The following is a 15,893-nucleotide window of genomic DNA, read 5'->3' as shown; positions in this document are numbered from 1 at the left end:
TTCAAATGTCATCCAACAGGAGGGCACCCATGATTCGCAAAACTACGCCCCATTTCCGCAAGACCTTGCTAGCGCTGGCCGCCAGCGCCGCGCTGGCGCCGCATGGCGCATGGGCTTTGGACCTTGCAACCGCGCCACCTGGTACTAAAGAGCCTTATGTCACGCCTAACGTCATCATTTCAGTGGATGACTCGGGTAGTATGGGCTACCGTCTGGACAGCGAAAGCAGCAGCAACGTATCCAATACTTCGGTACCGAATGCCGATGGGTCATGGCCCGTCAACGCAAAGCGCATCAACGTGCTGAAGTACGCACTGATCGGTAACAACGGCGCGGGCGGCGTCTTCCGCGACACCACGCTGCTGCCGGACGGGAAAATCCGCCTTGCATGGCAAGCGATGTGGAACAACGGTAAGGCTTCTGGAGCGAGCAGCGTGAATAGCGCCAGCATGAATACCAACTCCATGCGGCCGTTGGAAGCCACGCACCGCGCCAACTTTGTGAGCTTCGTTAATGGCCTGGTGGCAAACAACGGCACGCCATCGCACAAGATGTTCAGCCAAGCCGACGCCTACATGCGACAGCCGTTGAGCGAAAACAGCCCTTGGGCATCCAAGCCTGGCACTACGGGAGCCCCTTATCTGGCTTGCCGCCGCAGCTACCACATCATCATGACGGACGGCCGGTGGAACAACACCCCTTCCACACCAGGCCAAACCGACAACGCCAACAGCTTAACCCTGCCTGATGGAACGGTATTTGGTGGTTCTACTGCTGCAGCTAGATCCAAGACTGCCTTGTATCGCGACTCCTACACCAACACCCTGGCCGACTGGGCTTTCAACAGTTGGGCAGTGCCACCCCACACCACGGGCATGACTGGCACCATGCAGCCCACAGCGGAATACCGCAAAGCACCCGCGACAGAAACCTTTACAAACAGTAGCGGCACGTCCGCCACGCTGGAACGCTACTGGAACCCAAAATACAACCCTGCCACTTGGCCACACATGGTCACTTACACCATCGGTTTCAGCGCGATGGCCTATACGTGGAAGCAGAATTACAGCGACGCCAAGTTCAACATCTCACCGCCCACCAGCATGGTGCCGTTTGGCTACGATGGCAGTTTCCCCAACCTGGCGAATGGCACCAAGACGTGGCCCGACATGAACGGCGGCGGCGAGGCCGTACGGGCACTGGACCTGTGGCACGCCGCTTTGAACGGCCGCGGCCGCTTTTACGCGGTAGAAAAAGGCGAAGATTTGGAAAAGGCCTTCCGTGAAATCTTCGGTCAGATCAGTACTGAAACAGCGCCAGACCTGACATCCACGGCAACCAGCGGTTCCAACAACACTCGCAGCAACGTAGGCAAGTTCATCGGCGCTTATGAACCCACGAATGCCTGGAAAGGCTTCGTGACTGCGGAGACAGTGAAAACCGATGGTTCCATCATTTCAGCCGCAGGATGGGAGGGGAAAAATACAGCCGATCGGCTGGATGCCATCGCAGACCTTTCCACACGCTTTATCCTGAGTTGGAGTGATCAATGGATCGCCGCTAACAACGCTCCGAAGGGCGGCGTGTTGTTTCAGTGGGCGAGTGATCAGACCTATCTGAGCACAGCGCAAAAAGCCGCTCTAGGCCTAAATACCACCAGCCCCGTAACCACCAGCGGACAGCACCTGTTGAACTACGTGCGGGGTGATCGCACCCAGGAAGGCTCAACCAAATTGCGCGAACGCAAGAGCCGCCAGGGAGACATTATCAATTCCGTAGTCTGGTACACCGGAGCACCGGCCAGCAATTACCCACTGAAGGGATACTCTGCCTACACCAAGGCACAAAAGGATCGGGATCCTGTGATCTATGTGGGCGGCAATGACGGCATGTTGCATGGATTCTCTGCCGCCGACGGAAAGGAACGCATTGCCTACGTACCTCGCGGCATCGTTGGGAAGTTGAAGGATTTGGCCAGCCAGGACTACAACAACAAACACGCGTATTTCGTGGATGGGTCGCCCATGACTGGCGACGTGGATACTGGCTCAACAGATACACCAAATTGGCGCACAGTGTTGGTCGGGTCGCTAGGCCTGGGCGGCAAAGGCTACTTTGTGTTGGACGTGACTGATCCGTCGACCACCGCCGGCTTCATCAATGCCAATGCCAGCCAGTTAGTGCAATTGGATCGCACTCGCGGCTCCAGCGAGACCGCAACCGACTGCACAACCTTGACCGGAACCCAAAAAACGGCCTGCGAAACCGCCGTTGAAGAAGACAAGGACATCGGCCACATCACTGCACAACCCGTGCTGGACGAGAACAATCCTGCGCGCACTGCACAGATCACCCGTTTAAACAACGGTCGCTGGGCCGCAGTGCTAGGTAACGGCTACAACAGTACCAATCAACGCCCAGTGCTGCTGATCCAGTACCTAGACGGCAACAAAGAACTGAAACGCTTGGCTACCACCAATGACCAAGCCGGTACCGGGAACGCGGCAGACAACGGTCTGTCTGCCCCGCGCTTGATGGATTTCAATGGCGACGGGATGCCAGATGTAGCCTATGCAGGCGACAACCTGGGCAACATGTGGAAATTTGACCTGACCAGTCAGAATGAGGCCAACTGGAACGTAGCCTTCGGCGGCCAGCCGTTGTTCACGGCCGCAGGGCCTACAGCACTCAACGGGACGAGCCGGCCCAACGCGCAATCCATCACCATCGCTCCAACCGTGCGCGCCAACGACCGCACAATGACCGTTGGCTCCGGTAGCAGCGCGAAGACAGTGCGCGTTGGTGGTGTGATGGTGTCCTTCGGCACCGGTCGCAATGTCACCAAGGATGACCAGAATGACGTGAAGGTGCAGACGCTGTATTCAGTCCTGGACAACACGCGGTACAAGGTTGTCAGCACTACCATGGGCAAGCGCCTACAAGTGCACCCAGGCGGCGGCACTTGTGCCCCCGTTCCTGCGGACGACTGCGTACCTGTTCCGACCCCGCTGGGATCTGGCGTGACCAATGCAAAACTTGCACAGCGCAAGATCGACATCAATGGCGACAATGGAGTCATCGTCGAAGTTGACGAACTAACCAAAGACACTTGGTCCAACTTCAACGGCTGGTATGTAGACTTTCCTTCGGTTGGCCAACGTTTGCTCAAACCGATGGAGATTTATGACGGCAGCAACATCATGGTGGCTTGGCCACAGGTGCCTGCCAAGGGAGCGCTGGTGGAGTCCACCACGGAAAGCTGCGAGTCCACGTCGGTGGACGAAGAGCGCCAAGCGCGTCTGCTCATCAACATCATGGACGGCAAAGCCCCATCGGTTCAGTTGGTAGATGCGAACAAAGACGGTTTGTATAACAGTGACGATGGCGGCGTTTCGTATTCAGTCGTCAGTAAAGGTTCCCACATCCTCATCAAGCAGGGCAACAAGATGAATGACATTGATACCAAGAACAACAAGGAAGCCCTGGCCTTGATGCCCGAGCAAACACTGCGTCCGAGCTGGCGTCAGGTGAAATGACGAGGTTGCGATGATTCATCACAATGTTGCGCACCAGAAGCATCGCGGCTTCACATTGATCGAGTTGATGATCGTGGTAGCCATCGTGGGCATTCTCTCGGCCATTGCCTACCCTAGCTATTCCGAGTATGTGCGCCGTGGTCACCGGGCAGATGCACGCGCGGGGCTGTTGCAGGCACAGCAGTGGTTGGAGCGTGCCGCCACTGCTAACGGCCTCTATCCCACGGCACTGCCTGCGGCGCTTACTTGGAATGGCGATACCACTAAACGCTACGACATTGCTTTTCAAGCAGGTAATACAACCGCTGCGTTCACTCTCACTGCCACGCCAAAGGGCGCACAGACAGGGGACAAATGCGGTACCTATACCCTCAGCAATACCGGCGTGCGGGGAGCCGCCGGTAAGAAGTCTGGAGAGAGCGGCTACAACCCCGACTGCTGGGGCAAATAAATTCAGCCCAGGGCGCTACCATCGCGGCGCCATGAATGAGATTTCCCCCTCCATGAACCAGGCGCTTGGGCTCGCCGCTCAGGCGCTTTTTCTTTCCAATCCCAACCCCCGCGTGGGATGCGTCATCACCGACGTTAACGGCAACATGCTGGGCCAGGGCTTTACCCAGCGCGCAGGGGCACCCCATGCCGAGGTGATGGCCTTGCGTGACGCAGCCGCGCGGGGATGCGACGTGCGCGGCGCCACCGCATACGTCACGCTGGAGCCGTGCGCACACCAGGGGCGCACCGGTCCCTGTTGCGATGCGCTCATTCAGGCCGGCATTGCACACGTAGTGGCATCCATCGCCGACCCCAATCCGCTGGTTGCGAGTCAAGGGTTCGCGCGGCTGAGGGCTGCGGGAGTGCAGGTGGAGGTGGGCCCCGGCGGTACGCAATCACGCGAACTGAATATCGGCTTCTTCAGCCGCATGGTGCGCGGCATCCCCTGGGTGCGCATGAAGGCCGCGGCCTCGCTCGATGGCGTGACCGCATTGGCCAATGGCACCAGCCAATGGATCACATCCCCGGCGGCCCGTGCCGACGGGCATGCCTGGCGTGCCCGCGCCTGCGCCGTGTTGACAGGCATCGGCACCGTGTTGGCGGATGACCCGCGCCTGGATGTGCGGGAGATCGCCACCCCACGCCAGCCGCATCTGGTGATTGTCGACAGCCTGCTGCAGACACCTGCGAATGCCCGACTGTTCGACGTTGCCGACCGGCGTGTATTGATCTACACCGCCCGGCCAGATGTCGCTGGCGCCACGGCGCTGCGGGCACGCGGCGCCACGGTCATCGAACTGCCCAATGACCAGGGCAAGGTGGATCTGCCCGCCCTGTTGCGCGACCTGGCCCGCGAAGGCGTGAATGAATTGCACCTGGAGGCCGGTCACAAGCTCAACGGCTCCTTCCTGCGGGAAGGGCTCGTGGATGAGTTGCTGCTCTATCTGGCCCCGCTCATGCTGGGCCAAGGAGCCCAGGGCCTGTCCAACTGGGGGCCGTTGCAGACGCTGGCCGACGGGATTCCGATGCAATTCCAAACCGTGCAGCAGGTGGGGCCCGATCTACGGGTGGTGGCCCGCATCGCGGGCCGCGCAGACTTCTGACTCCCCCCTGCGCGGTCCAGGCGATGCGCCACACGCCCGCGTGCTTGCATGCCGTTGTCCGACAGTCGCGCTGCCGAGTTTCGCGCTATACCCCTGTCGTCACCTCACTTTATTGCGTTCGATGTCCTTCATAGACCTGCTCCGCCACCTTCGCCATCGCACCTGGTCGCGCTGGCCGATCATGGCTTTGCTGGTCCTGGCCTTCGGCGGTTGCGGCGGGTTGCCCAAGGATGTGGACCGGCCCGTGTCCACGGCGTTGGACACGGCGGACGAGCCTACGGAGTTAGCCACCATGGTGCAACAGCTGCGCCAGAAGGCAGGCGCCCGCCATGCGTCAGGATTCTCCCTCTTGAGCGGCCCGCAGGAGGCCTATGGCAGCCGGCTCGCGCTGGTGCAATCGGCACAGAAGACGTTGGACCTGCAGTACTACGCCATCCATGCCGATGCCAGTTCCGCGCACCTGCTGCGCAGCGTGGTGAACGCAGCGCGGCGCGGCGTACGCGTGCGCATCCTGCTCGACGACTTCCACAGCACGGGGCGCAACGCACTGGTCATGCGCATGGCGTTCGAGCCGAACATCGAAATGCGCATGTTCAACCCGGTGGCGGGCCCCCGCGCATCGTTCCTGGGCCGGATGTGGGGCGCGGTCAGCGATTTTTCGCGTGTGCAGCAGCGCATGCACAACAAGCTGTTCCTGGCCGACAACATGATGGGCGTGACCGGAGGGCGCAATCTGGGCGACGCGTACTTCGGCAAGGCAGAGGCCGAGAATTTTGTTGACCTGGACGTGCTGGCCGTCGGCCCCATCGTGGCCGACATGTCGCGCAGTTTTGACAGCTACTGGAACAACCCGCGCGCCTATCCCGTGCAGTCGCTCGTCAGCCGAGAAGAGCTGGACCGTTTGCGTGCGCAGGTGCGCAGCAGTGGCGAGAAGGCAGGCGCGGAAGCCGGCTCGCCCGGCTCCACCGCCCCTGCAGACCGCCCCCGCGCCTCATCGCCCCAATGGGACACGCAGCCCATGGACCTGCGCACCGTCGATTTCATATGGGCGCCCGCCGCCATGCTGGTGGACGAGCCGACCAAGATTCCGCTGGAGGGTGACGAACCGCCACCGTCCGCCGCGATACGCGTGGGCACAACGCCGGGCGCCCATCCGGAAGCCAGCGACACGCCCCAGGCACCGCCGGCGCCCGCAGCGCCCGTGTCCAGCGGGGACACGGTGGTGGACGGGCTGCTCACCCTCATGGACCGTACACGGCGCGAGCTGCTCATCATCTCACCCTACTTCGTTCCAGGCGACGACATGAAGCGCGCCTTTGCACGTGCGCGCCAGCGCGGCGTGCGTGTGCGGTTGCTCACCAATTCGCTAGCGTCCAATGACGCGCCCATTGCCCACGTGGGCTATGCCCGCCACCGCGAAGACCTGTTGGCCATGGGTGTGGAGCTGTACGAACTGCGCAGCGAGCAGGCCGGCCTGCGCTCGGCCTTTGGCAGTTCGGGCGCCAGCGCGGCGGGGGCTTCGCGCTCCATGCTGCATTCGAAGGTCATGGTCGTGGACGGCCGCATGGTGGTGGTCGGCTCCATGAACCTGGATCTGCGCTCCCAGCTGCACAACACCGAGATCGCCCTGCTGATTCGCAGCCGCGCCCTGGCCGCCGAAGCAGCGCAGCAGATCGACACCGCCATGCGCGAGGGGGCGTGGCACCTGCAACGCAGCGCCGACGGTGACCTGGTCTGGCGCGCGCCGCAGGGCAGCGGCTTGGAGGATGCGCACACCGACCCCGACAGCAGCCTGGCCTTGCGGCTGTTGCTCAAGCTGCTGGGGCCGCTGGCGCCCGACCACCTGCTGTGACAGATGCCCCAGCGCAGACACGCGCCACCCAGGCGGTAATGGCCTGCTGGTCGGTCATCACGCGCACCTCGTCGAACGCGGCCTGCGCCTGCGGGTAACGGCGGCGCAGCAGGTTCAGCCACTGCTTGAGCCGGCCGGCGCGCTGGCGCGGCTCCAGGTCTTCGCACACCAGATGCCAGAAGCGCGCCATGTGCGGCAGCAGGTCTTCCCAGGGCAGGCCCAGTGCAGGCGCACCGCGGTCGTGAGCGCGGATAGACAGTGCCAGGCCCGGGTCTGCCACGATGCCGCGGCCCAGCATAAGAGCGTCGCAGCCCGACACGCTGCGGCACCGCAGTGCGTCCTGCACGGTCCAGATCTCGCCGTTGGCCACCACCGGAATGCCCACCGCCTCCCGAATCGCGGGGATCTGCTCCCAGTACGCGGGCGGGCGGTAGCCATCGGCCTTCGTGCGCGCATGCACCACCAGCTCGCAGGCGCCGCCGCGTGCCATGGCCTGCGCGCATTCACGCGCCAGGCCTGCATCGTCGTAGCCCAGGCGCATCTTGGCGGACACCGGTACATGCGCGGGCACGGCGCGGCGCACCGCCTCCACCACCGCCGCGATGCGCTCAGGCTCGCGCAACAGCGCCGCGCCACCCCCATGGCGGTTCACCGTCTTGGCGGGGCAACCGAAATTCAGGTCAATGCCTTCCGGACCCAGCTCTGCCAGCCGGGCCGCGTTCTCAGCCATGCTGACCGGGTCCGATCCCAGCAGCTGCGCCCGCACGGGCACCCCTGTCAGCGTGCGGCCGCCGTGGTTCAGCTCGGGTATGTAACGCAGGAACACCTTGTCCGGCAGCAGGCTGCCGGTGACGCGGATGAACTCGGACACACAGCGGTCCACCCCGCCCACCCGTGTGAGCACGTCGCGCAGCACGAAGTCGAGCAGCCCTTCCATGGGGGCGAGCAGCAGTGGTGCGGGCGTGCTCATCAGCAGTTTATGGGTCAAACAAGCCTCTAGCGCTTACTGTTCAAGCGCTGTAAGCTATAAAAACAGGAGCGCCATACCGCCCGAGCGCATGCGATTCAGGACTGTTGCGTCGGGCTCGCCAAACCCAGGCGCCACAGCGACGTGACCTCGGCCGCGCGCGCGCCGGCCAGTGCATCGCCACCGGCGTTGGCCTTGGTGTGGCGCGGGCGGATGTCGTGGCGGCCCAGCACCCGCAACCCCGCGGTGCCAATCCAGCCCAGCAGTGCATCGCGGGTGCGCAGGCGCAAATGCTCCGCCAGGTCCGACAGGATGAGCCATCCCTCGCCGTGCGGCGCCAGGTGCGCAGGCAGCCCCGTCAGAAAACCACGCAGCATGCGACTGTCTTCGTCATACACCGCGCGCTCGATGGGCGCGCTGGCCTTGGCCGGCAGCCAGGGCGGGTTGCAGACGATGAGTGGCGCCCGCCCGAAGGTGGTCGCGGGCGGGAACAGATCGGTCTGCAGCAGCTGCACGCGGTCCTCCAGGCCCAGCCGCGTCAGGTTGTCCCGCGCGCATGCCAGGGCACGCGGGTCCAACTCGGTCGCCACCACGCGGGCCACGCCACGCCGTGCCAGCACGGCGGCCAGCACGCCGGTGCCGGTGCCGATCTCGAAAGCGAGCGCATCCGCGCCCGCCAGCAGCGGGGCCTGGGCGACCAGGTCCACATACTCGCCCCGCACGGGCGAAAACACGCCGTAATGCGGGTAAATGCGTGCACCCAGAGCGGGCACATCCACGCCCTTGCAGCGCCATTCGTGTGCCCCCACGGCGCCCAGCAACTCGCGCAGCGAGACAACGGTGGGCTCCTGCAGCGCCGGGCCCCAGGCCTCGGCGCAGGCCGCGCGCCAGTCGGGCGCGCGGCGCAAGGCGATGCTCCAGTCGGGCTGCAGCTCGATCAGCAGCAGCCCCAGCAGGCGGGCGCGCTGTGCCTGCGCCTGGCGATGCAAATGAAAGGCGTGCGGGAACTCCGCCGCGGGCACGGCGCTGTTCCGACCGCCTTTGCCGCTCTTGCGCGGACGTTCGATACGGCGCTTGAGCGCGTCCAGCAGATGGCGCGCGTTCTGAAAGTCGCCGCGCCACAGCAGGCCCGTGCCTTCGCATACCAGGCGATAGGCCGCATCGGCAGCCAGCGTGTCGTCAGCCAACACCACCCGGCGCGGCGCGCTGGCGCCGCTTTCGGAGCGCCACGGCGCGCTGCGGTCCTCGCCGTGTTCGCTCCAGTGGATCATGGCGGGGCTCAGTTGATCGGGCGCTTGAGGCGCACTTCCTCGATCTTCACGCCACCGACCACGGCGGTCTTGGCGGTCGTCATCTCGCGCTTGAAGCCGGCAAGTTCATGAAAGCGCAGGGCACGCTCATTGCGCAGCGGCACCCATGCCGTCACGGTGGTGCAACCCTCTTCGTGCAGGCCGTCGCGCGCGGCGTCCCACAGGGCCACTCCGACCCCCTTGTTCCAATGCGAGGGGGCCGCGTAGATGGCCCAGATTTCACCGGTGGTGTTGCGCGTCTTTTCATCACGCGAGCGGTCGAAGCCGACGAAACCGACGATCTTGTCGCCGTCCACGGCCACTTGGACCTGGGGCTCGCAATACTCGATCGCCTCGCGCCAGTAGGCTTGGCGCTTCTCGACGGACGACATGGACTTCAACTGATCGTCAGGCAGCAGCCCTCGGTAAGCTTCCAACGCGGCGGAGGTATGAACCTGGGCAATGGCTTTGGCATCGCGAAGGGTGGCGGGACGAACCTGGATACTGGACATGGGAAAACGAAAGCAGGTGAAAAGCGAAAAACCCAGCATTTTCGCGCAAATGCCGCTTCGCCTCTCATGCCCCGCAGTTTCCACCTTGCCAACCCCGCCATTGCACGCAAACGCGGCCATCTGTGGCATAGCGCGCATGCCACGGCCACGCCGCGCTACATCAGGCGGCGCAGCAGCGCCATCACCTGGTCGAAACGCGCGCCATAGGGCGGGTATAGCAGGTGTCCCAGCGACCAGCGCGACTGCGCCAGCACCGACTTCTGATGGCAAAAGCGCAGAAAGCCCGCCTCGCCATGGTAGGCGCCCCAGCCGCTGTCACCCACGCCGCCAAAAGGCAGCGCGTCGTGCGCGATGTGCATCAGCGTGTCGTTCACCGAGACGCCGCCGCTCACGGTGCGCCGCAGCACATCGTCGCGCACCGCCTCGCTGCGCCCGAACCAATACAGCGCCAACGGACGCGGGTGCGCGTTGATGTGGGCAATGGCATCGTCCAGGCGCTCGTAGCTGAGCACGGGCAGCACGGGCCCGAAGATCTCTTCCTGCATGAGCTGCATGTTCGGGCTGGCACCGAACACCAGCGTTGGCGCCATCTGCCGCCCTACCCCGTCGCCGATACCCGGAGGCGGTGGCGGGGGCGAGCCCGGCACGGGTTGCAGCACGTGTACCTCCGCCCCTTGCGTCTGGGCCTGCTGCAGCATGGTGCGCAGCCGCGCGAGGTGGCGCGTGCTGATGATGGAGGCGTAATCCGGGTTGCCCTCGAAGTACGGAAACAGCCGCGCCACCGCCACGCGGAACGCCTCGGCAAAGGCCGCCTCGTTGCCACGCGGCAGCAGCACGTAGTCGGGTGCGATGCAGGTCTGGCCCGCGTTGAGCAGCTTGCCATGGGCGATCTTGAGCGCTGCCTCCTGCATGTCGCAGTCCGCATCGATGATGCACGGCGACTTGCCGCCCAGCTCCAGCGTGGTCGGCGTGAGATTGGCCGCCGCCGCCTGGGCCACCTTGCGCCCCACGGCGGTGGAGCCGGTGAACACCAGATGGTCGAACGGCAGCGATGCCACGAGCGCGGCCGTGGCCGCATCGCCCTGCACCACGCAGAACTCTTCGGGCGCGAAGAACTGTGCCACCAGCGCGGCCAGTTGGGCCGACGTGTGGGGCGTGAGCTCACTCGGCTTGAGCATCACCCGGTTGCCCGCGGCCAGCGCACCAATGGCCGGCCCCAGCGCCAGTTGCACCGGGTAGTTCCACGGCGAGATGATGCCCACCACGCCCAGTGGCTGGCGCTCGATCCAGCCACGCGCTGGCTGCAGGAACAGCGGCGTGCGCACCTTGGTGCGCCGGCTCCAGCGCGCCAGATGCCTGAGCGTATGCCCCAGTTCCGCGCGCAGCACGAAGAGGTCGGCCACCTCCGTCAGGCGCTGTGAGCGCATGCCAAAGTCCGCCTGCACCGCCGCCGCCAGCACCGGCCCATGTTCGTCCAGCATCTTGGACAGCCGCAGCAAGCGCTCTCGACGCACCATCAAAGGCACATCGGGGTGGGCGCGGCTGGCTTGGCGCTGGAGGTCGAACAGGTGGCGGATGTCATCAGGGCTCATGCCGTGCATGATAGGGCTCGCCACCCCACCGCCAGACCGAGCCGCGCGTGACATTGTGTTGCCGCCCTGCCCCCGTAAGATGCGCCCCTGCCCTTCCGCTTGAAAGGAACACGAGATGAACGGTCATTGTCTTTGCGGCGCAGTCCACTTCACGTCCCCCGTGGCCAAGGAAATCGGCGCCTGCCATTGCGGCTTCTGCCGCCGCTGGGGTGGCGGGCCGCTGCTGGCCGTGCATTGCGGGCCGGATGTGGAGTTCACGGGTGAGGAGCATATCGGCGTGTATGCGTCCTCTGATTGGGCACAGCGGGCCTTCTGCACGCGCTGCGGAACACACCTGTACTACAAGCTGCTGGCGACGGGCGAATATTTCATTCCCGCCGGGGCCTTCGAGACGCAGGACTTCGAACTGGCCAGCCAGATCTACATCGACAAGAAGCCCGCGTACTACGCCTTCGCGAACCAGACGCCGACGCTCACCGAGCAACAGGTGATCGCGCAATACGGGCCGCCCAACGGCTGAATGCGCGGGGCAAAGAGTGCTATAGCCTTTTAAGCCTCCAGCGCTCATCCAGCAAGCGCCAGCAGCTCATTTTTCAATAGCAATCAATGCACTTCGCGCGGCACGACGTCGGTGACGTCCGTGCTGCGCTGCGGGGCATGCGCCGTCGGGCCGGGCGCCGTCCAGCGCGCCGTGCTGCGGTACACGGTGCTCCACCCCTCGCGCGGGTTCATGCGCATGGCCCAGGGCATGACCGGGCGGCCCGTGAGGCGCGCCCACAACGCGCGTGCGCCCCACACGAGTGCCAGAACGGCGGCCGCGGCCAGCAGACTCAGGAAAAAAAGCGCACCCATGGCGACGACCACGAGCCGCAACGTCCACCGGATCGCGCCGGCCACAATTTCGTTCAAACCATGCCCCTTTCTGGCAGATGAGGGCGCGGGAAAGGCCCGCGCCCTCGTTCAATGGTAGACCTCACCCCGCGGGGCGGGCCTCGCCGAAGTGGAATACCCCTGGGTCTGTCACAGGATCGACATCCACCGGAATCACGCTCTTGGGCGGGTAGCGGCCCTCCAGCAGCAGCTTGGACAGCGGGTTCTCGATGCGCTGCTGGATGGCCCGCTTGAGCGGACGCGCCCCGAACACCGGATCGAACCCCACCTTGGCCAGTTCGCCCATCGCGGCCGGCGACACCTGCAGGGCCAGGTCCATTTTGGCCAGCCGCGCCTCCAGCAGACGCAACTGAATGCGTGCAATCGCTTCGATGTGCTTGGCATCCAGCCCGTGGAACACCACCGTCTCGTCGATGCGGTTGAGGAATTCGGGTCGGAAATGGCCCTTGAGTTCCCTCCACACGGCTTCCTTGATGTCCTCGGCATCCTGGCCCACCATGGCCTGGATCAGGTGCGAGCCAATGTTGCTGGTCATCACGATCACCGTGTTCTTGAAGTCCACGGTGCGGCCCTGGCCATCGGTCAGGCGTCCGTCGTCAAGCACCTGCAGCAGCACGTTGAACACGTCGGGGTGGGCCTTTTCCACCTCATCCAGCAGCAGCACGCTGTAGGGCTTGCGGCGCACGGCCTCGGTCAGGTAGCCGCCCTCTTCATAGCCCACATAGCCGGGAGGCGCGCCAATCAAGCGCGCGACGCTATGCTTTTCCATGAACTCGCTCATGTCGATGCGCACCAGATGCTCTTCACTGTCGAAGAGGAACCCGGCCAGCGCCTTGCACAGCTCGGTCTTGCCCACGCCCGTGGGCCCCAGGAACAGGAAGCTGCCCAGCGGCCGGTTGGGGTCCGACAGACCCGAGCGCGAGCGGCGGATGGCATTGGCCACGGCGGAGATTGCCTCGTCCTGGCCCACCACGCGCTCGTGCAGCTTCTCCTCCATGTGCAGCAGCTTGTCCTTCTCGCCCTGCATCATCTTGGCCACGGGAATGCCGGTGGCGCGGCTGACCACCTCGGCGATTTCCTCGGCACCCACCTGGGTGCGCAGCAGCTTGTGCTTGGTGCCCGTGCCGCCGGCCTCGCTGTCCTGCGCTTCCTTCAGGCGCTTTTCAAGCTCGGGCAGCGTGCCGTACTGCAGCTCGGCCACCTTGTTGAAGTCGCCCTTGCGCTTCAGGTCGTCGATCTGCGTGCGGATGGCATCGATGTCCTTGCGGATCTGCTCGGAGCCCTGCGCGCTGGCCTTCTCGGCCTTCCAGACCTCTTCCAGGTCGGCGTACTCGCGCTCCACATTGCCCAACTCTTCCTCGATGAGCTGCAGGCGCTTTTGCGAGGCCTCATCGGTCTCTTTCTTCATCGCCTCGCGCTCGATCTTGAGCTGGATCATGCGCCGCTCGAGCTTGTCCATCGACTCGGGCTTGGAGTCGATCTCGATCTTGATCTTGGCCGCGGCCTCGTCGATCAGGTCGATGGCCTTGTCAGGCAAAAAACGGTCGGTGATGTAGCGGTGCGACAGCTCGGCCGCGGCCACGATGGCCGGGTCGGTGATGTCCACGCCGTGGTGCGCCTCGTAGCGCACCTGCAGGCCGCGCAGGATGGCGATGGTGTCTTCCACGCTGGGCTCGTCCACCAGCACCTTCTGAAAGCGCCGCTCCAGCGCCGCATCCTTCTCGATGTACTTGCGGTATTCATCCAGCGTGGTCGCGCCGATGCAGTGCAGCTCGCCGCGCGCCAGTGCGGGTTTCAGCATGTTGCCCGCGTCCATGGCGCCTTCGGCCTTGCCGGCGCCGACCATGGTGTGGATCTCGTCGATGAAGAGGATGATGCGGCCTTCCTCGTGCGCCACTTCCTTCAGCACGGACTTCAGACGCTCCTCGAACTCGCCGCGGTACTTGGCACCCGCCAGCAGGCCGGCCATGTCCAGCACCAGCACGCGCTTGTTCTTCAGCGTCTCGGGCACCTCGCCCTCGACGATGCGCTGGGCCAGCCCCTCGACGATGGCGGTCTTGCCCACGCCGGGCTCGCCGATCAGCACGGGGTTGTTCTTGCTGCGCCGCTGCAGCACCTGGATGGCGCGGCGGATCTCGTCGTCGCGGCCGATCACCGGGTCCAGCTTGCCTTGGCGGGCCCGCTCGGTCAGGTCCAGCGTGTATTTCTTCAGCGCCTCGCGCTGACCCTCGGCTTCGGCGCTGTCCACCTTCTGGCCGCCGCGCACGGCGTCGATGGCCGCCTCCAGGCTCTTGCGGGTCACGCCGTTGTCCTTGGCCAGCTGCGCGGCCTCGCCCTTGCTGTCGACCAGCGCCAGCAAAAACAGCTCACTGGCGATGAACTGGTCGCCGCGCTTGATGGCCTCCTTCTCGGTAGCCTGCAGCACACGGCCCAGCTCGGGGCTGCCCTGCACCTGATCCTGGCCCTGCACCTGGGGCAGGCGCTTGACGGCGGCCTCGGCCGCGGCCAGCAGGCCCGGCACATTGGCGCCGGCACGCTGCAACAGCGCGCGCGGGCCTTCATCCTGGCGCAGCATGGCCACCAGCATGTGCACGGGCTCTATGTAGGCGTTGTCATGCCCCAGGGCCAGCGACTGCGCATCGGACAGCGCTTCTTGGAACTTCGTGGTGAATTTATCGAGACGCATGTGAAACCTCCAACTTGTCGCTAGCTAGGGCTCCGGGGCCTCGATTTCAAGCCGCCGGACGATAAAAGTCAGCCCACCTGGGGCGGCGCGGCGATGCCCCAGCGCGCCAGCGCCGCATCGTCGCTCACGCGCGCATCCACCCAGCGCGCACCCTCCGGCGTCTGCTCCTTCTTCCAGAACGGCGCCTGGGTCTTGAGGTAGTCCATGACGAACTCGCAGGCCTGAAAGCTCTCGCCGCGGTGCGCCGAGGTCACGGCCACCATCACGATCTGGTCCAAGGGCGCGAGCAGCCCCACGCGGTGGATCACGCGCACGCCGTAGAGGTCAAAACGTGCAAACGCCGCATCCACCATGGCCTCGATGGATTTCTCGGTCATGCCCGGGTAGTGCTCCAGCTCCATGGAGGCCACGCTGTCCCCTTCGTTGCGGTCGCGCACCGTGCCCACGAAGCAGCACACCGCCCCCACGCGCGCGTCCCGCGCACGCAGCGCCTCCAGCTCGGTGGAAACGTCGAAGTCATGGGTCTGGATGGAAACGCGGTGCATGGCAGTGGTCAGCGGCAGAATTGCGGGATTGACGGCACTTTAACGCCCACCCCACACTTGCACACCATGGCCCTGCAGACCATCACCACCGACGACTACCTGCTCTACCCCTCGCCGCGCAATGCGCACCGTGTGGTGTTTGAGTTCCAGACTTTCGTGCCCCACCCCTATGCCTTGATCGATCTGCCCAGCTTCGACCTGGCGGGCCGCTACAGCCTGTTCTCCGCCCACCGCAAGGCCGACGCGAAGATGGGCCAGCTCGTGACCTTCGAGCTGGAAGGCGACCAGCAGCGCTTTGAGCGCCTGTTCGTGCCTGATTGAAGGTACTTGACGACAATAGTGGGGTATACCCGGATTTTTGACTTGTCTCAAAGGGGCTCCCGCCGGGCTGCGCTGCAATGGCTCCATCACATAACGACGGAGGAAAA

The 15,893-nt window shown here is 64.6% G+C and carries 13 protein-coding genes; 6 read left to right on the top strand and 7 right to left on the bottom strand.

The features are described from left to right. Positions 1-29: 29 nt before the first annotated feature. The 4 genes from AC1PPL_RS04620 (at position 30) to AC1PPL_RS04605 (ending at position 6,983) form a co-directional block, all read left to right on the top strand. Complete coding sequence (locus AC1PPL_RS04620; protein ID WP_479972749.1) at positions 30-3,536, top strand: pilus assembly protein; 3,507 nt, start codon at positions 30-32, stop codon at positions 3,534-3,536. A 10-nt stretch (positions 3,537-3,546) separates the two neighbouring features. Further along, positions 3,547-3,987, top strand: coding sequence for a type IV pilin protein (locus AC1PPL_RS04615; RefSeq protein WP_479972748.1), 441 nt, complete (start codon positions 3,547-3,549; stop codon positions 3,985-3,987). Positions 3,988-4,018: 31 nt separating this feature from the next. Further along, positions 4,019-5,131, top strand: coding sequence for a bifunctional diaminohydroxyphosphoribosylaminopyrimidine deaminase/5-amino-6-(5-phosphoribosylamino)uracil reductase RibD (gene ribD, locus AC1PPL_RS04610; RefSeq protein ID WP_479972747.1), 1,113 nt, complete (start codon positions 4,019-4,021; stop codon positions 5,129-5,131). Positions 5,132-5,312: 181 nt separating this feature from the next. Next, positions 5,313-6,983, top strand: coding sequence for a phospholipase D-like domain-containing protein (locus AC1PPL_RS04605; RefSeq protein WP_479972746.1), 1,671 nt, complete (start codon positions 5,313-5,315; stop codon positions 6,981-6,983). Here AC1PPL_RS04605 and AC1PPL_RS04600 read toward each other — a convergent pair. The 4 genes from AC1PPL_RS04600 to AC1PPL_RS04585 form a co-directional block, all read right to left on the bottom strand. Continuing rightward, the gene (locus AC1PPL_RS04600) at positions 6,943-7,953 is read right to left on the bottom strand and encodes a tRNA dihydrouridine synthase (protein ID WP_479972745.1); all 1,011 of its coding nucleotides are present in this window, start codon (positions 7,951-7,953) and stop codon (positions 6,943-6,945) included. The two genes, AC1PPL_RS04605 and AC1PPL_RS04600, sit on opposite strands and share 41 nt — an antisense overlap. A 95-nt stretch (positions 7,954-8,048) precedes the next feature. Then, on the bottom strand, positions 8,049-9,221 hold the full coding sequence (locus tag AC1PPL_RS04595; RefSeq protein ID WP_479972744.1) for a methyltransferase: 1,173 nt from the start codon (positions 9,219-9,221) through the stop codon (positions 8,049-8,051). Positions 9,222-9,229: 8 nt separating this feature from the next. Continuing rightward, positions 9,230-9,751, bottom strand: coding sequence for a GNAT family N-acetyltransferase (locus AC1PPL_RS04590; protein WP_015913914.1), 522 nt, complete (start codon positions 9,749-9,751; stop codon positions 9,230-9,232). A gap of 155 nt (positions 9,752-9,906) precedes the next feature. Then, complete coding sequence (locus AC1PPL_RS04585; protein WP_172207880.1) at positions 9,907-11,343, bottom strand: coniferyl aldehyde dehydrogenase; 1,437 nt, start codon at positions 11,341-11,343, stop codon at positions 9,907-9,909. 115 nt (positions 11,344-11,458) lie between these two features. Between AC1PPL_RS04585 and AC1PPL_RS04580 the strand changes: the two genes are divergently transcribed. Then, a complete protein-coding gene (locus AC1PPL_RS04580; protein WP_287924821.1) occupies positions 11,459-11,863 on the top strand; it encodes a GFA family protein in 405 nt (134 codons plus the stop codon). A gap of 83 nt (positions 11,864-11,946) precedes the next feature. On the opposite strand, the gene AC1PPL_RS04575 is transcribed toward AC1PPL_RS04580, so the two are convergent. The 3 genes from AC1PPL_RS04575 to moaE form a co-directional block, all read right to left on the bottom strand. Then, entirely contained in the window at positions 11,947-12,252 is a 306-nt protein-coding gene (locus AC1PPL_RS04575; RefSeq protein WP_454535954.1) for a hypothetical protein, read from the bottom strand. Positions 12,253-12,316: 64 nt separating this feature from the next. After that, positions 12,317-14,920: an ATP-dependent chaperone ClpB gene (gene clpB, locus AC1PPL_RS04570; protein ID WP_479972743.1), complete on the bottom strand. Its 2,604-nt coding sequence runs from the start codon at positions 14,918-14,920 to the stop codon at positions 12,317-12,319. Positions 14,921-14,988: 68 nt separating this feature from the next. Beyond that, complete coding sequence (gene moaE / locus AC1PPL_RS04565; RefSeq protein WP_479972742.1) at positions 14,989-15,465, bottom strand: molybdopterin synthase catalytic subunit MoaE; 477 nt, start codon at positions 15,463-15,465, stop codon at positions 14,989-14,991. A gap of 66 nt (positions 15,466-15,531) precedes the next feature. Between moaE and AC1PPL_RS04560 the strand changes: the two genes are divergently transcribed. After that, complete coding sequence (locus AC1PPL_RS04560) at positions 15,532-15,786, top strand: hypothetical protein (protein WP_011806321.1); 255 nt, start codon at positions 15,532-15,534, stop codon at positions 15,784-15,786. Positions 15,787-15,893: the final 107 nt, after the last annotated feature.

The sequence above is a fragment of the Diaphorobacter sp. B2A2W2 genome (genome assembly GCF_056730635.1).
The sequence above is the reverse complement of the archived record's forward strand: the minus strand, read 5'-3'. Positions and strand labels throughout refer to the sequence as shown.